The 15,500-nt window shown below is 66.2% G+C and carries 16 protein-coding genes; 8 read left to right on the plus strand and 8 right to left on the minus strand.

Features of this window, described 5'->3' with window-relative positions; genetic code table 11:
* Nucleotides 1-17: 17 nt before the first annotated feature.
* Nucleotides 18-740 (minus strand): hypothetical protein, encoded by a 723-nt coding sequence (locus FHT19_RS05680; RefSeq protein ID WP_169474244.1) that lies wholly within the window; start codon nucleotides 738-740, stop codon nucleotides 18-20.
* 136 nt (nucleotides 741-876) lie between these two features.
* On the minus strand, nucleotides 877-2,667 hold the full coding sequence (locus FHT19_RS05685; RefSeq protein ID WP_169474245.1) for an ATP-binding cassette domain-containing protein: 1,791 nt from the start codon (nucleotides 2,665-2,667) through the stop codon (nucleotides 877-879).
* Between the two features lie 107 nt (nucleotides 2,668-2,774).
* Between FHT19_RS05685 and FHT19_RS05690 the strand changes: the two genes are divergently transcribed.
* From FHT19_RS05690 to FHT19_RS05700, 3 genes are all read left to right on the plus strand, one after another.
* Entirely contained in the window at nucleotides 2,775-3,077 is a 303-nt protein-coding gene (locus FHT19_RS05690) for a hypothetical protein (protein WP_246865998.1), read from the plus strand.
* Nucleotides 3,078-3,204: 127 nt separating this feature from the next.
* Nucleotides 3,205-3,879, plus strand: coding sequence for a response regulator transcription factor (locus FHT19_RS05695; protein ID WP_168554643.1), 675 nt, complete (start codon nucleotides 3,205-3,207; stop codon nucleotides 3,877-3,879).
* Between the two features lie 118 nt (nucleotides 3,880-3,997).
* Nucleotides 3,998-5,317 carry a HAMP domain-containing sensor histidine kinase gene (locus FHT19_RS05700; protein WP_169474943.1) on the plus strand — a complete coding sequence of 440 codons (1,320 nt, stop codon included), beginning with the start codon at nucleotides 3,998-4,000 and terminating at the stop codon, nucleotides 5,315-5,317.
* A 68-nt stretch (nucleotides 5,318-5,385) separates the two neighbouring features.
* Here the strand turns inward: FHT19_RS05700 and FHT19_RS05705 are convergent, their stop codons facing one another.
* The 4 genes from FHT19_RS05705 to rph all read right to left on the minus strand — a co-directional run bounded on the left by FHT19_RS05705 (nucleotide 5,386) and on the right by rph (nucleotide 8,936).
* Nucleotides 5,386-6,297: a tyrosine recombinase XerC gene (locus FHT19_RS05705; protein ID WP_169474246.1), complete on the minus strand. Its 912-nt coding sequence runs from the start codon at nucleotides 6,295-6,297 to the stop codon at nucleotides 5,386-5,388.
* Nucleotides 6,298-6,303: 6 nt separating this feature from the next.
* Entirely contained in the window at nucleotides 6,304-7,455 is a 1,152-nt protein-coding gene (gene hemW, locus FHT19_RS05710) for a radical SAM family heme chaperone HemW (RefSeq protein WP_169474247.1), read from the minus strand.
* A gap of 138 nt (nucleotides 7,456-7,593) precedes the next feature.
* Nucleotides 7,594-8,223, minus strand: a complete 630-nt coding sequence (gene rdgB, locus FHT19_RS05715; RefSeq protein WP_169474248.1) for an RdgB/HAM1 family non-canonical purine NTP pyrophosphatase — start codon at nucleotides 8,221-8,223, stop codon at nucleotides 7,594-7,596.
* Nucleotides 8,220-8,936 (minus strand): ribonuclease PH, encoded by a 717-nt coding sequence (gene rph / locus FHT19_RS05720; protein ID WP_168554647.1) that lies wholly within the window; start codon nucleotides 8,934-8,936, stop codon nucleotides 8,220-8,222. Before rph ends, rdgB begins: the two co-directional genes overlap by 4 nt.
* Nucleotides 8,937-9,068: 132 nt before the next feature.
* Between rph and hrcA the strand changes: the two genes are divergently transcribed.
* The 3 genes from hrcA (at nucleotide 9,069) to FHT19_RS05735 (ending at nucleotide 11,138) form a co-directional block, all read left to right on the plus strand.
* Nucleotides 9,069-10,145, plus strand: a complete 1,077-nt coding sequence (hrcA, locus tag FHT19_RS05725; protein ID WP_168554648.1) for a heat-inducible transcriptional repressor HrcA — start codon at nucleotides 9,069-9,071, stop codon at nucleotides 10,143-10,145.
* Nucleotides 10,142-10,714 (plus strand): nucleotide exchange factor GrpE, encoded by a 573-nt coding sequence (gene grpE, locus FHT19_RS05730; RefSeq protein WP_169474249.1) that lies wholly within the window; start codon nucleotides 10,142-10,144, stop codon nucleotides 10,712-10,714. Before hrcA ends, grpE begins: the two co-directional genes overlap by 4 nt.
* Before the next feature lie 172 nt (nucleotides 10,715-10,886).
* Complete coding sequence (locus FHT19_RS05735) at nucleotides 10,887-11,138, plus strand: glycine zipper domain-containing protein (RefSeq protein ID WP_179504556.1); 252 nt, start codon at nucleotides 10,887-10,889, stop codon at nucleotides 11,136-11,138.
* Here the strand turns inward: FHT19_RS05735 and FHT19_RS05740 are convergent, their stop codons facing one another.
* Together FHT19_RS05740 and FHT19_RS05745 are read right to left on the minus strand one after the other, a co-directional pair.
* Nucleotides 11,139-11,588 carry a vgr related protein gene (locus tag FHT19_RS05740; protein ID WP_168555485.1) on the minus strand — a complete coding sequence of 150 codons (450 nt, stop codon included), beginning with the start codon at nucleotides 11,586-11,588 and terminating at the stop codon, nucleotides 11,139-11,141.
* Nucleotides 11,589-11,606: 18 nt separating this feature from the next.
* Nucleotides 11,607-12,155 carry a copper chaperone PCu(A)C gene (locus FHT19_RS05745; protein WP_168554650.1) on the minus strand — a complete coding sequence of 183 codons (549 nt, stop codon included), beginning with the start codon at nucleotides 12,153-12,155 and terminating at the stop codon, nucleotides 11,607-11,609.
* 177 nt (nucleotides 12,156-12,332) lie between these two features.
* Between FHT19_RS05745 and dnaK the strand changes: the two genes are divergently transcribed.
* Nucleotides 12,333-14,240, plus strand: a complete 1,908-nt coding sequence (gene dnaK / locus FHT19_RS05750) for a molecular chaperone DnaK (protein WP_169474250.1) — start codon at nucleotides 12,333-12,335, stop codon at nucleotides 14,238-14,240.
* A 120-nt stretch (nucleotides 14,241-14,360) separates the two neighbouring features.
* Nucleotides 14,361-15,500, plus strand: coding sequence for a molecular chaperone DnaJ (gene dnaJ / locus FHT19_RS05755; RefSeq protein WP_169474251.1), 1,140 nt, complete (start codon nucleotides 14,361-14,363; stop codon nucleotides 15,498-15,500).

The raw sequence follows: 15,500 nt of genomic DNA on the forward strand, positions 1-15,500 counted from the left end.
CTGCCCCCGCCACGGCTTCAGGCAAATTGGTTGACGATCTGGCCGCTGGCGCCATTGCCGGCCTGGCTTTGGCCGCCCACGGCATAGGTATCCTGGTCTTGTCCCTGGCGCAGGTTGTGCAGGAACGCCTTGAGCGCGGACAGCTTGCCGTCGCCAGCACTGTTACTGTCGCTGTCCTGGCCGCCGGTGCTGCTGCCGCTGCTGGTGCTCGACACCGTCGACGTGTCGCTGACATTATAGACCGTGGGCTGGGCATCGATGTAGTCGGGAATGCCATCGCCGTCGCTGTCGGTGGTGGTATCGGAACTGCTGCTGTCGGCCCCGCCAGCGCCGCCGCCGCCGCGCGGGCCACCGGCCGGTGCGGACGATCCGCTCTCCGCTGTGGGCGCCGAGGCAGTGCCATTGGCCTGGTTGCCATCCTGGCCGCCCGGCCCTGCGGCAAAAAACGCTTTCAGTTCGTCGGCCTGGTCCTGGCTCAGCGTGCCATCCTTGACTTGCTGGTCGATCAACCCGTTGACCCGATCCTTCATCTGCTTGGGATCGAGCGTCGTGCCGGTCTGGTTGCTGGCGCCCGATTGCAGCGAACTGTCGATCTTGTCGAGCGCCGTCTCGATCGCGCTGGCGTCGGTCTGGCTCAGCACGCCGGCCTTGACGGCGGCGGTGATGTCTTCATCCATGCGGCTGCGCGGAGAGGGGCGCGGGCTGGCGCCGGCGGTGGAAAGGGCGGATATGGTGGACATCGGCGGAGTTCCCCTGTGGATACCCTGCCACTCTAACCGTGATTGTCTCCCATCGCCTTGCCGGGGGAATAGTCCTGGCTGCTTATGCCGCGAGCGGGCAAAGCAAACCATTGCTTCATCACAATTGCGCTTTGTTTCAGCCCTCGGCCTGCTCGGCCAGTTCCAGCCAGCGCTCCTCGGCCGCTTCCTTTTCGGCGCGCGCCTTGGCAATCGCGTCGGTCAGCGCGGCAAAGCGCTTGGGATCGCGGGTATAGAGCGCGGGATCGGCAAGCGCGGCCTCGTCGCGCGTGATGGCCGCGTCCAGTTCCTCGATCCGCTTGGGCAGCAATTCGTAGTCGCGCTGGTCCTTGTAGGTCAGCTTGGCTTTGCGCGTCGGCGGGGGAGGGGGCGGCGGTGCGGCCTCGGCCGCCTTGCTGGCGCCCACCTTGGGCTGGGCCGCCAGGCGCGCCTTGCGCTGGCGTTCCCAGTCGGCATAGCCGCCGACGACGATATCGACCTTGCCCGAACCGTCCATGCCCAGGGTGATGTTCACCGTGCGATCGAGGAAGTCGCGGTCGTGGCTCACGATCAGCACGGTGCCGTCGTAATCGCCGATCACTTCCTGCAACAGGTCCAGCGTTTCCAGGTCAAGGTCGTTGGTCGGCTCGTCGAGCACCAGCAGGTTCGACGTGCGGGCAAATTCGCGCGCCAGCAAAAGGCGCGAGCGTTCGCCGCCCGAAAGCGTGCCCACGCGCGCTTCCACCAGGCCGGGATCGAACAGGAAGTCCTTGAGATAGCCGTGAATGTGCTTGCGGACCCCGCGCACGTCGATCCAGTCGCCGCCTTCGGCCAGCACGTCGCGCACGCGCTTCTCCGGCGCCATCAGGCTGCGCTGCTGGTCGATCACCACCTCGCTCAGCGTCTGGGCCAAAGTCACCGTGCCTTCGTCGGGGGCCAGTTCGCCGGTCAGGATTTTCAGCAGCGTGGTCTTGCCCGCGCCGTTGGAGCCGACCAGTCCGATGCGATCGCCGCGCTGGATGCGCAGCGAAAAGTCCTTGATGATCGTGCGCTCGCCAAAGCGCTTGGTCACGTGGTCGGCCACGATCACCGACTTGGTCTTGCTGTCGTCGCTGGCGATGGCCAGCTTGGCGGCGCCTTGCGGCCCGGTCATCGCCGCGCGTTCGGCGCGCATTTCGTGCAGCTTTTCCAGCCGGCCCATGTTGCGCTTGCGCCGCGCGGTCACCCCGCGGTGCAGCCAGTGTTCCTCGATCTTGAGCTTGGCATCGAGCTTGTCGGCCGCGCGCGCTTCCTCGGCATGGACTTGTTCCATCCAGGCGTCATAGCCGCCAAAGCCCACTTCCTTGCGGCGCAGGCTGCCCCGGTCGAGCCACAGCGTGGCCCGCGTCAGCCGCGTCAGGAAGGTTCGGTCGTGGCTGATCACCACGAAGGCGCCGTTGAAGCGTTGCAGCCAGTCTTCCAGCCATTCGATCGCGGCGAGGTCGAGGTGGTTGGTCGGCTCGTCAAGCAGCAGCACGTCAGGGTCTTGCGCCAGCGCGCGGGCCAGCGCCGCGCGGCGCCGCTCCCCGCCCGAAGCGCTGTCGGCCTGGCGCGACAGGTCGATGCCCAACTGGTCGGCAATCGCTTCCACTTCGTGGGTTTCAGGGGCATCGGACCCGTGCAGCGCGAAATCGCGTAGGGTGGCAAAGCCCTTGAAGAACGGGTCCTGTTCCAGCGTCACTACGCGCGCGCCGGGCTGTACCGAACGCTTGCCCTTGTCGGCATCGATCGTGCCGGCAATCAGCTTGAGCAGGGTGCTCTTGCCCGCGCCGTTGCGCCCGATCAGGGCGAGCCGGTCACGCGGGGCGATCTGGATGTCCAGGTCCTGGAAAAGCCAGCCGGTGCCCTGATGCAGGCCCAGCCCTTCCCAACTCAAAATCGGTGCTGCCATAGGGGGCTGCGCTTAGCGGCCCATCTGCCACAGGTCCACCTGAACCTGCCGAAACCGCGCTATTCACAACTTGTTCAATAGGATTGTTGCAGGCAGAAGAAGTGATGATGCTCCGCCGCCTTCTTCTTGCTGCCGCCAGTGTGCTGGCGCTGGCTGCCACTGCGCCGCCGGCGTTGGCCCAGATTCGCAACGAACAGGACCGTGCCCGCCAGGACCTGGCGGCCGGCCATGTCCGCTCCCTGCGCGAGATCGAGGCGCGGGTGCTACCCATGATGCGCGGCGCGCAATACCTTGGCCCGGAATACGATCCGCAGGCGCGCGCCTATCGCCTCAAGTTCATTCGCGAAGGCCGCGTGGTGTTCGTCGATGTCGATGGCCGCACCGGCCAGGTGATGGGCGAATCGCGCTGAATGGCGGGGAAACGGCAGGGAGCGGGAACCGTTTCTTGACCGTTCAGGTTCCTGCCGTCATCTAGCCACCATCCAAGCACGTGTGCGCTGCCCGGTTTGACGGCTGCGCCAGAAGGGGCCAATTGCCATGCGTATCCTGATCGTCGAGGACGAACCGACCCTGGGGCGGCAGCTCAAGTCCACGCTCGAACAGAACGGCTATGCCGTGGACCTGTCCACCGATGGCGAGGACGGGCACTTCCTGGGGTCGACCGAAGACTATGATGCAGTGATCCTCGATCTGGGCCTGCCCGAGATCGACGGGCTGACCGTGCTGGGCATGTGGCGCAAGGAAGGCCGCAAGTTCCCCGTGCTGGTGCTCACCGCACGTGACAGCTGGTCGGACAAGGTGGCCGGGCTCGATGCCGGGGCCGATGACTATCTGGCCAAGCCGTTCCAGACCGAGGAACTCATCGCCCGCCTGCGCGCGCTGATTCGCCGCGCTTCGGGCAATTCCTCGTCCGAACTGATCGCGGGCGACGTGCGCCTCGATACCCGTTCGGGCCGCGTCACGCTGAAGGGCGAGCCGGTCAAGCTCACGGCGCAGGAATACAAGCTCTTGTCCTACCTCCTCCACCACAAGGGCAAGGTGGTGAGCCGCACCGAACTGATCGAGCATATCTACGATCAGGATTTCGACCGCGATTCCAACACGATCGAGGTGTTCGTCACGCGCATCCGCAAGAAGCTGGGTGCCGATGTGATCACCACCATCCGGGGCCTGGGCTACAGCCTCGACGATCCGGCAGCCGTGCGCGGCTGATAGGCCAGTGAACCGGCTGGCCCGCCTCCTGCTGCGGCTGGGCTTCGGGCGCCACCGCGCCGAAGCCGCCGCCGCCACGGCAGGCGGGCGCCAGCACACCGGCTCGCTGTCGCGGCGCATGCTGCTGATCGCGTTTGCGTGGGTCACCGTGCTGTTGCTGGGCGGCGGTATCGCGCTCGATCGCACATTGACTGGTCTTGTTACCCGCAATTTCGACGACCAGCTGGGCTACATGCTCACGGCGATGGTCGCCTCGGCCGAAATCGGCCCCGATGGCGAAGTGTTCTTCAACCGGCCCCTGGGCGATCAGCGCTTCCTTGAGCCCAACAGCGGGCTCTATTGGCAGATTTCGGGGCAGGGGCACGACGATTTCCCCTCGCGCTCGCTGTGGGACCGCACGCTCAAGCTGCGCGGCGACCATGTCGATACCGCGCCGCACATCTATGATTCCAACCAGTTCGGCAATGGCGAGCGGCTGCGCATGATCGAGCGCTCGGTGATCCTGCCGGGCAGCAACACGCTCTGGCAGTTTTCCGTGGCGGCGAGCAGGGGCGAGCTCGACGCCCAGATCAGCCGCATCCGTTCGATCCTGGTCTGGTCGTTCCTGGTGCTGGGCATGGGCCTGTTCATCATGGCCGGCTTGCAGACCTACTACGGGCTTGGCCCGCTGCGCCGCGTGCGCCGGGCGATTGCCGCGATGCGCGATGGCGGCGCGGCCCGCGTGAACGAGCCGCTGCCGCTCGAAGTCCAGCCGCTGGTGGAGGAAATCAACCTCCTGCTCGCCCATTCGGAAAAGCAGGCCGAAGAAGCGCGCACCCATGCCGGCAATCTGGCGCACGCGCTGAAAACCCCGCTGACCGTGGTGATGAACGCGGCGACGGCGCACGCCTCTGATCTTTCCGATACGGTGATCCGCGAAGCGGCGGTCATGCGCCGCCAGGTTGATCACCACCTTGCCCGCGCCCGCGCCGTGGGCCGCCGCGCCACCGGCCTTTCGCGCGCCACCGTGTGGGAAAGCGCCGATGCCGTGGTCCGCGCCGTTACCCGGCTCTATCCCCAGGTGCGGTTCGACCTTGATGGCAATCGCGACGCTGGCGTGGCGATCGAGCGCCAGGACCTTGACGAAATCCTCGGCAACCTGGTGGAAAATGCGGCCAAGTATGGCGGCGGCTCGGTGTTCATCACCATTGATGCGGTGCTTACCGATCCCCGCTTCTGCGACATCTGGGTGGAGGATGACGGCATGGGCATCCCCGAAGCCGAACGCGAACGCATCTTTGACCGCGGCGCCCGGCTCGATACCGGCAAGCCCGGCACGGGCCTGGGCCTGGCCATCGTGCGCGACGTGGCCGAACTCTATGGCGGCGCAGTGACACTGGGGGAAAGCGAAGACCTCGGCGGCCTCCTCACCACGCTACGCCTGCCGCGCGCGAAATAAGGATCCTCCCTCCGCAAAGCGGGGGGAGGGGGACCGCCCGCGCAGCGGGTGGTGGAAGGGGGGATCGCCTACTCTCCACGCTCCCGCGGATGCGCATTGCGATAGGCATCCAGCAAAGTCGCCGCATCCACCCGCGTGTAGATCTGCGTGGAAGACAGGCTCGCATGCCCCAGCAGTTCCTGCAGACTGCGCAAGTCCGCCCCGGCGCCCAGCAGGTGCGTGGCAAAGCTGTGGCGCAGCGCGTGCGGTGTGGCCGTGGCCGGCAGGCCCAACGCCACACGCGCGCGGGCCATCGCGCGCTGCACCATGCCGGGGGAAAGCGGGCCGCCCTTGGCCCCGCGAAACAGTGGTTCGTCGCGCGCCAGGCGCCAGGGCACTTGGCCGGCATAGTCGGCCACCGCCTCGCGCACCACGGGCAGCAGGGCGATCACGCGCTGGCGCCCGCCCTTGCCGGTCACGGTCAGCCGCTCGCCCAGGGGCAGCACACTGGCGGGCAGGGCCAGCGCTTCGGCAATGCGCAGGCCCGCGCCATAGAGCAGCAGCAACACGGCCCGGTCGCGCGCGGCGATCCACGGTGCGGCCTCTTCCGAAACCATTTCGGCCAGGGCCACGGCATCGTCGGGCGAGATCGGTCGGGGCAGGCCTTTCTTCACGCGTGGACCGCGCAGGCGGGGTGGCGCGGCATCGGGCAATCCGGCCTGCGCGCGGGCGAATGCAAGGAACGCCTTGAGCGCGGAAAGCTCCCGCGCGGCAGAGGTGTTGACCAATCCATCGGCCCGCCGCTCGGCCAGGTGCTGGCGCAGGCGCGGCGCGTCTAGCCGGGCAAGGCTGGCCCAGTCCTGACCGGGCGGCAAGGCGTCAAGCAGGCGTACCGCCGTCTTGTGATAGGCGCGCACCGTGTGGGGGGAGCGGCGCAGCGAGAGCGCCAGATGATCGTGCCAGGCGATGAGCAGGCCGGCCCTGTCGATGGCGCTTTCCATGGCCGGTCAGGCGACCAGGTCTGCCGGCACCAATTCGGCCAGCAAGGCATCGAGCAGCGGCATCCCCGCCTCGGTCACCACCAGCCGGGTGCCGGTTTCGCGCAGCAGGCCATTGCGGCCGTGAAACGCGCGCTTGGCCGGATCGATCAGCAGCGCTTCGGGCAGGCCGAAACGGGTGGCCAGCGCGCCCACGTCCACCCCTTCGGCCAGGCGCAGGCCCATAAGCAGCGCTTCGCTGGTCTGTTCGCTGCGGCCCAGCGCGCGTTCCTCCGCCAGGCCATGGCCTTGCTGCGCCACCGCGCGCAGATAGTTTTCGGGCTTCTTGTGGCGCACCGTGGCGGTGTGCAGCCGCCGGCCGTGGGCACCAGGCCCGATGCCGGCATAGTCGCCATAGCGCCAATAGGTCAGATTGTGGCGGCTTTCCTCGCCGGGCCGGGCGTGGTTGCTGATTTCATAGGCAGGCAAGCCGGCCGCGTTCATCCGCTCGCGTGTCAGCGCGAAGAGATCGCCGGCGGCATCGTCATCCAGCGGGGTGAAGCGCCCCTCACGCACCAGCGTGGCAAAGCGCGTGCCGGGTTCGATCGTCAACTGGTACAGCGACATATGACCGGTGCCGAGCGCCAGCGCGCGGTCCAGTTCGGCCAGCCAGCTTTCGGGCGTGTGGCCGGGGCGGGCATAGATCAGGTCGAACGTCACCCGCGCGAAATGGCGCTGCGCCACGTCTAGCGCGGCCAGCCCCTCGGCCGCATCGTGCAGGCGGCCCAGGAAATGCAGCGTCTCGTCGTCCAGCGCCTGGAGCCCAAGCGACACGCGGTTGATGCCAGCACCTGCCAGCGCGGCAAAATTGGCCGCTTCGACCGAGGATGGATTGGCTTCCAGCGTGATCTCGATGCTGTCGGACAGGCGCCAGTGCTGCCCGGCTGCCTCGATCAGCCGCGCCACCAGCGCGGGCGGCATCAACGAGGGCGTGCCGCCGCCGAAAAAGATCGAGGTCAACTCCCGCCCCGGCAACAGCGCCGCCTCGTGTGCCATGTCTGCCAGCAAGGCGGCTTCCCATGCGGCCATGTCGGTCTTGGCGCGGACATGGCTGTTGAAGTCGCAATAGGGGCACTTGGCGAGGCAGAACGGCCAATGGATGTAGAGGGCGAGTGGGGGCATTTTTACTCCAGATAGGGTTGTTTCAGGCTTCCACCACCCCCCGACCCCCTCCTCTGAAGAGGAGGGGGAGTAGTCGGCTTCCAAAGCCCCCTCCTCTTTAGAGGAGGGGGTTGGGGGTGGTGCGAACCCTAAAGCAACCTACCCCGCAAACTGCGCGGCGACCAGCTTGGCAAAGGCCCGCGCGCGATGGCTCACCGCGTTCTTCTGCGCGGGGTCGATCTCGGCAAAGGTTTGCGTCCCACCCTCCGGTACGAACACCGGGTCATAGCCAAAGCCCAGCGTGCCGCGCGGCGGCCAGGTCAGCGTGCCGTCGATCCGCCCTTCAAAGGTCTGCGCCTCGCCATCGGGCCAGGCCAGTGCCAGCATCGAGGTGAACCAGGCGTCGCGCGGCGCATCGGGGCCAAGCTGGGCCAGCTTGCCCTCCACTTTGCCCATCGCCATGTACCAATCGCGCCCGGGGCCGCCTTCCAGCGGGCTCGCTTCGGCCCAATCGGCGGTATAGACCCCCGGCGCGCCGCCCAGTGCCGCCACGCTCAGCCCGGAATCGTCCGACAGCGCCGGAAGGTTGGCGGCCTTGGCGGCGGCATGCGCCTTGATCAGCGCGTTTTCGGCAAAGGTTGTGCCGGTCTCGTCCGGTTCGGGCAGGCCCAGTTCCCCGGCCGACAGGCATTCCATGCCATAGGGCGCCAGCAAGGCCTGCATTTCCTTGAGCTTGCCCTTGTTGTGCGTGGCGATCACCAGCTTGCCGGGGGTGAGCTTGCGTGTCACCGCGCGACGGCCTTTTCCTGGGCGGCAAAGATGTCGTTGCAGCCCAGGCGCGCCAGACGCAGCAGGCGCAGTAGCGCTTCTTCGTCATAGGTCGCGCCTTCGGCGGTCGCCTGCACTTCGGCGATATGGCCGCCTTCGATCAGCACGAAGTTGGCGTCGGCATCGGCCGAGCTGTCTTCGATGTAATCCAGGTCGAGCACCGGGGTGCCCTTGACGATGCCGCAGGAAATCGCCGCCACCTTGCGCGTCAGCGGATCCTCGGCAATCGCGCCGGCATCCATCAGCTTCTGCACCGCCAGGCGCAGCGCCACCCAGGCACCGGAAATCGACGCGGTGCGGGTGCCGCCATCGGCCTGGATCACGTCGCAATCCAGGGTGATCTGGCGTTCGCCCAGCTTCTTGAGATCGGTCACGGCGCGCAAGGAGCGGCCGATCAGGCGCTGGATTTCCTGGGTGCGGCCCGATTGCTTACCCTTGGCCGCTTCGCGGCTGCCGCGGGTGTGGGTGGCGCGGGGCAGCATCGAATATTCCGCCGTCACCCAGCCTTCGCCCTTGCCGCGCAGGAAGGGCGGCACGCGTTCTTCGACCGAAGCGGTGACCAGCACCTTGGTATCGCCAAAGCCGATGAGGACGGAACCCTCGGCATGCTTGGTGAAATTGGTCTCGATAGTGATCGCCCGCATCTGATCGGCGGCGCGGCCGGAAGGACGCATGTAGAAATTCCTTGATGGTGGGTGCCTGAATTGGGCGCTGCCTTGGCCGATTGCGTGGCCAGTCGCAAGCAAATCCCTCCCGCAAGCAAATCCCTTGAGCCCCGGGCCAATGCTTCTACATAAGGGCGCGGTATGCATGGTCCCACGCTCACCGAACTGTCCAATCGCGCGCGCGACATTTTCCGTCTGGTCGTGGAAGGCTATATCGCGTCGGGCCAACCCGTCGGGTCCAAGACGCTGGCCGGCAGTGGCAGCGTCAATCTCTCGCCAGCCTCGATCCGCTCGGTGCTGCAGGAACTGCAGGATGCCGGGCTGCTTGCCGCGCCCCATACCAGCGCCGGACGCATGCCCACCGAAATGGGCCTGCGCTTGTTCGTCGACGGGATCATGCAAGTGGCCGAACCTTCGGCGGCCGAGCGTGCCCAAATCGAGCGCGGGCTGGAACGCAGCCGCGCGGGCGGCGGCACGATCGAGGCGGCCTTGGCTGCGGCCACCACAGCGCTCTCCGATCTTTCTGCCGGGGCGGCGGTGATCATGGTGCCCCGCCGCGAACCGCGCCTGGTGCAGCTTTCCTTCGTGCCGCTCTCGCCGTTGCGGGCGCTGGCCGTGCTGGTGGCCGAAGACGGCGCGATCGAGAACCGCGTGATCGACCTGCCGGCGCCGATCGCGCCGTTCGTGCTCGATCAGGCTTCCAACTATCTCACCGCGCGGCTGGCCGGGCGCACGCTGGGCGAGGCGGTCAGCGCCATTCGCGACGAGATCGCGGGCGGACGCAGCGCGCTCGATGCGGCGAGCGCGGATCTGGTGCAGCGCGGGTTGGCCGTGTGGAGCATGGACGCGGCGCAGCGCCCGGTCCTGGTGGTGCGCGGGCAGGCCAACCTGCTCGATGAAACCGCGCTGGGCGATATCGAGCGCGTGCGGCAATTGCTGGACGAGCTGGAAAGCGCCGAGGCGATTGCCGGCGTTCTCGATGCCGCGCGCGAGGCGCAGGCCACGCGCATTTTCATCGGCAGCGAGAACCGCCTGTTCTCGCTCTCGGGTTCCTCGGTCATCGCCTCGCCCTGGCGCGATGGCGAAGGCCGGGTGGTCGGCGTGGTCGGCGTGATCGGCCCAACGCGGTTGAATTATGCGCGCGTCGTCCCCATGGTGGATTTCACGGCCCAATCCTTGGGCAAACTTATCGGACAAGACGGATTTTCACGCAAATGAGCGATAACGAGACGCGCCCCCATGACGCCGAAGTCGAAGCCGAACTGGCCGGCGTGCCTGATGATCTGAAGGACGCGGGCGCTCCTTCGGCCGATCATGCGGCCGAACTGGCCGCCCTGCGCGAATCGCTGGAAGTCGCCAAGCAGGACGTGCTTTACGCCAAGGCCGAAACCCAGAACGTGCGCCGCCGCATGGAAAAGGACATTGCCGACGCGCGCGCCTATGCCGCCACCAGCTTTGCCCGCGATATCCTTTCGGTGGCCGACAACCTTGCCCGCGCGCTGGAATCGATCCCGGCTGACTTGCGCGAGGATGAGAAGTTCAAGAACCTGGTGACCGGGCTTGAGGCCACTGGCCGCGAGATCGAAAAGGTCTTTGGCAACCACGGCATCAGCCGCATCGCCGCACGCGGCCTGCCGCTCGACCCGCATCAGCACCAGGCGATGATGGAAGTGCCCTCGGCCGAGCATGAACCCGGCACCGTGGTGCAGGAACTCCAGGCCGGCTACACCATCAAGGACCGCCTGCTGCGTCCGGCGATGGTCGTGGTCGCCAAGAAGCCGGATTGACCCGACAGGTCGCTCCAGGCCTCGCCTCAGACAAAAGCCCCCGCCTCGGAACAGGTGGGGGCTTTTCGTTTCGACGCCTGATCTCGCTTGCCAGCAACACGCTAACACGGAACCAAACCTGCCCCTCCATCGTAACCTCTCGTGACAACGGGAGGCACATGGAGGATTTCTCATGGGTAGGAAGTTCCTGATTCCCGCTTCGATGGCTCTGGCGGCGCTTTCGCTGGCCGGGTGCGCGCGCAACTATGCGGGCGAAGGTGGTTTGGCTGGTGCCGGCGTTGGCGCGGCGGTGGCCGGTGTTTCCGGCGGCAATATCGGCACGGGCGCGGCCATCGGCGGCGCGGTGGGCGCGGCGGCCGGCTCGCAGGTCAAGAAGGATTGCTGGCGAACCGACGCCGACGGGCGCAACTACCGCGTCTGCTGATCAGAATGGCAGCACTGCCCGATAGGCTGGCAAGGGCGGCCGATCGGGCAGTTGCGCGCCTTGCTGCAACAAGAAGGCATGGCGCACGATTTCGGCCTGCTGTTCCAGGCCATAGCGGGCAAATCGCTTGCCCGGTTCCAGCCGATACTCATAGCGGCAGAACGGATGCCGCCGCAAAGGCAGGAAAATGCCTTGTTGCCATTGCCATACGTGGCAAAGCTCATGAATGAGCAAGCCCTGCAGGCTCAACCGTTCGTGCGAAAAGTCGGCTGACCAGAAATCGGCGCGCGGGTGAAAATGAATATGCCCGGCCGGCGCCATGACCACGTTGGTTTTCTGGAACGGCCACCAGCGCCGCCGGCGCAACTCCACGCGCGGCCAGTCTATGGCATCGCGAAAGATGCTGCGCCCCAGCGCCACTTCCCCGGCCGTGAGCGGGCGGGCATGCATCGCCGCCACGCGCCGCCCTCACATATGGTCCATGTGTCCCATGTCGCCCGCGGCTTCGGCGCCGCCGGGGCCCACCACCTTGGCCTTGGTAGTCGCCTTGTCGCCATTGTCGAGCGTGATCGTCAATTCGGTCACGCCGCCCGCCTTGAGGCTGGGCGCAAGGTCGAACAGCATGACATGGTTGCCACCCGGCTTGAATTCCACGCTCTTGCCCGATTGCAATGCGACCGTCTGCAAGGGTGACATCTGCATCATGCCATCCTTCATCGCGCTTTCGTGCATTTCCGCGCGGCCAGCGCCATCCACATGCACCGCCACCAGTTGGCGGTCAGGGCCGCTGCCCTGGGCCACGGTGAAATAGGCGACGCCGGGATTGCCGGCCACGGCGGGCAGTTGCACGGTGGCGTCGGTCAGCGTGGTGCCCGGTGCGTTTTCCGGCGTGGCATCGAGGCTTGCCGCCGCGCTCGGGCTTTCCTGCGGCGCAGGCTTGCTGCAGCCGGCCAGTGCCAGGGCGAGGCCAAGGCTCACGGTTGCAAAGGCACGGCGGGCAGGAACTTGTGCGCGCATGGCGGGCGATCCTTCTTTTCGATAAGCGTGAAAATGTGGGCCAGCCATAGCACGCGCGGGGCTTGTGCCAAGCGCAAGCGCACCTATATCCCGCCCGTAACGAGCCGCCAAGGTGGCGCCTGCCCACAAGGGGGACGCCCGAGTTAGCGGTGTCAACACGCAAGGATATGGGGAAACATGGCTAAAGTTATTGGTATCGACCTCGGCACGACCAACAGCTGCGTCGCGGTGATGGATGGGGGTACGCCCAAGGTCATCGAGAATTCGGAAGGCGCACGCACGACGCCTTCGATCGTGGCCTTCACCAAGGACGGCGAGCGCCTGATCGGCCAGCCGGCCAAGCGCCAGGCCGTGACCAACCCTGACAACACGATCTTCGCGGTCAAGCGTCTGATCGGCCGTCGCTTCGACGATCCGCTGACCCAGAAGGACACCGAACTGGTGCCCTACACGATCACCAAGGGCAAGAACGGCGATGCTTGGGTCAAGGCTGGTGGGCAGGATTACAGCCCGTCGCAGATTTCGGCCTATACCCTTCAGAAGATGAAGGAAACCGCCGAAAGCTACCTCGGCGAAACCGTGACGCAGGCGGTGATCACCGTGCCGGCTTACTTCAACGACGCACAGCGCCAGGCAACCAAGGATGCCGGCCAGATCGCGGGTCTTGAAGTGCTGCGCATCATCAACGAACCCACGGCGGCCGCGCTCGCCTATGGCCTCGACAAGCAGGACGGCAAGACCATTGCCGTGTACGACCTCGGCGGCGGCACCTTCGACATCTCCATCCTGGAAATCGGCGATGGCGTGTTCGAAGTGAAGTCCACCAACGGCGATACGTTCCTGGGCGGTGAAGACTTCGACACCGCGCTGGTCGAATACCTGGCGGACAAGTTCAAGAGCAAGGAAGGCCTTGACCTGCGTGGCGACAAGCTTGCCCTGCAACGCCTCAAGGAAGCGGCGGAAAAGGCCAAGATCGAGCTGTCTTCGGCCCAGACCACCGAAATCAACCTGCCCTTCATCACCGCGCGCATGGAAGGTGGCAGCACCACCCCGCTGCACCTGGTGGAAACCATCACCCGTTCGGATCTTGAGCGGCTGGTCGGCAAGCTGATCGATCGCACGCTCGAACCCTGCCGCAAGGCGCTGGCCGATGCCGGCCTCACCGCCAAGGACATCGACGACGTGGTGCTCGTGGGCGGCATGACCCGCATGCCCAAGGTGCGCGACGTGGTGAAGGACTTCTTCGGCAAGGATCCGCATACCGGCGTGAACCCTGACGAAGTCGTGGCCATGGGCGCGGCCATCCAGGCCGGCGTGCTCCAGGGCGACGTCAAGGACGTGCTGCTGCTCGACGTGACCCCGCTTTCGCTGGGTATCGAAACGCTGGGCGGCATCATGACCAAGATGATCGACCGCAACACCACGATCCCCACCAAGAAGAGCCAGGTCTATTCGACCGCGGAAGACAACCAGCAGGCCGTGACCATCCGCGTGTTCCAGGGCGAACGCGAAATGGCGCAGGACAACAAGCTGCTGGGCCAGTTCGACCTGCTCGGCATTCCGCCCGCACGGCGCGGCGTGCCGCAGATCGAAGTGACGTTCGACATCGACGCCAACGGCATCGTCAACGTTTCGGCCAAGGACAAGGGCACCGGCAAGGAACAGCAGATCCGCATCCAGGCATCGGGCGGCCTGTCCGACGCCGATATCGACCAGATGGTGCGCGATGCTGAAAAGTTCGCGGCCGACGACAAGAAGCGTCGCGAAGCGGCCGAGGCCAAGAACAACGCCGAAAGCCTGGTCCACGCCACCGAGCGCCAGCTCGAAGAGCATGGCGACAAGGTTGACGCTGGCCTCAAGGCCGAAATCGAAGCGGCCCTGGCGGAAGCCAAGACCGCGATCGAAAGCGGCAATGTTGAAGAAATGACCGCCAAGACCCAGGCTCTCACCGACAAGGCGATGAAGCTGGGCCAGGCGATCTACGAGAAGGAACAGGCCGGTGCCGCCTCGCCCGGCGCGGAAGCGCCCAAGGACGACGGCGTTGTCGACGCCGAGTTCTCGGAAGTGGACGACACCAAGGCTTGATCTGCAACATGACCCCCTCCCTTGCCCCGATACCGGGCAGGGGAAGGGGAGAGGGGACCAGGAACGCCTAATCATGGCTTTCGCCCAGGCCCTCTCCCCTTGTGGGGAGAGGGCTTTCTTATGGCAGTCGAAGCCGATTATTACGAATTGCTGGAAGTGGAACGCACGGCTGATGACAAGGTCATCAAGACGGCGTTCCGCAAGCTGGCGATGAAATACCACCCGGACAAGAATCCGGGTTGCCAGGATTCCGAAGCCAAGTTCAAGCAGATCAACGAGGCCTATGCCTGCCTCTCCGATCCGCAGAAACGCGCCGCCTATGATCGCTATGGCCATGCCGCGTTCCAGCAGGGCGGCCCCGGCGGCGGCGGTGCAGGCGGCTTTGGCGGCGGCGATTTCGGCGACATCGGCGATATCTTCGAAACGATCTTCGGCGGCGCCTTTGGCGGCGGCGGTGGCCGGCAGCAAAGCCGGCGCGGCGCAGACTTGCGCTATGACATGGAAATCACGCTGGAAGAGGCGTTCCATGGCAAGACCGCCGAAATCAAGGTGGAAGTCTCGCAGCCGTGCGAACCGTGCAAGGGCTCGGGCGCCACGCCCGGTACCTCTGCCCGTCGCTGCAACTTGTGCGGCGGCCATGGCAAGGTGCGGGCACAACAGGGCTTCTTCATGGTCGAACGCGCCTGCCCCAACTGCCATGGGCGCGGCGAAGTGATCGAAAAGCCCTGCCGCCATTGCCGCGGCGAAGGCCGGGTAGACATGCCGCAGACCCTGGCGGTGGACGTGCCCGCCGGCGTGGATACCGGCACCCGCATCCGCCTGGCTGGCAAGGGTGAGGCCGGGCCGAATGGTGCCCCGGCAGGCGATCTCTACATCTTCCTGCACATCGCGCGGCACAAGGTGTTCGAACGCGACGGCACCACGCTGCTGACGCGCGCGCCGATCAGCTTCACCACCGCCGCCCTGGGCGGCGAGATCGAGATTCCCGGTCTCGATGGCAGCCGCCATGCGATCGAGATTCCCGCCGGCATCCAGTCGGGCAAGCAACTGCGCAAGCGCGGCGCGGGCATGCCGGTGCTGCAAGGGCGCGGTTCGGGCGATCTCGTGGTGGAAATCCAGGTGGAAACCCCAAGCCGGCTTTCGGCCCGCCAGCGCGAATTGCTGCGCGAATTCCAGGCCACCGAAACCGGCGAGGAATGCCCCCAATCCAAGGGCTTCTTCGAACGCATCAAGGACGCCTGGACCGATCTGACGGACTAA

It is taken from the genome of Novosphingobium sp. SG919 (assembly GCF_012932495.1).
In the GTDB taxonomy this organism is placed as follows: Bacteria; Pseudomonadota; Alphaproteobacteria; order Sphingomonadales; family Sphingomonadaceae; genus Novosphingobium; species Novosphingobium rhizosphaerae.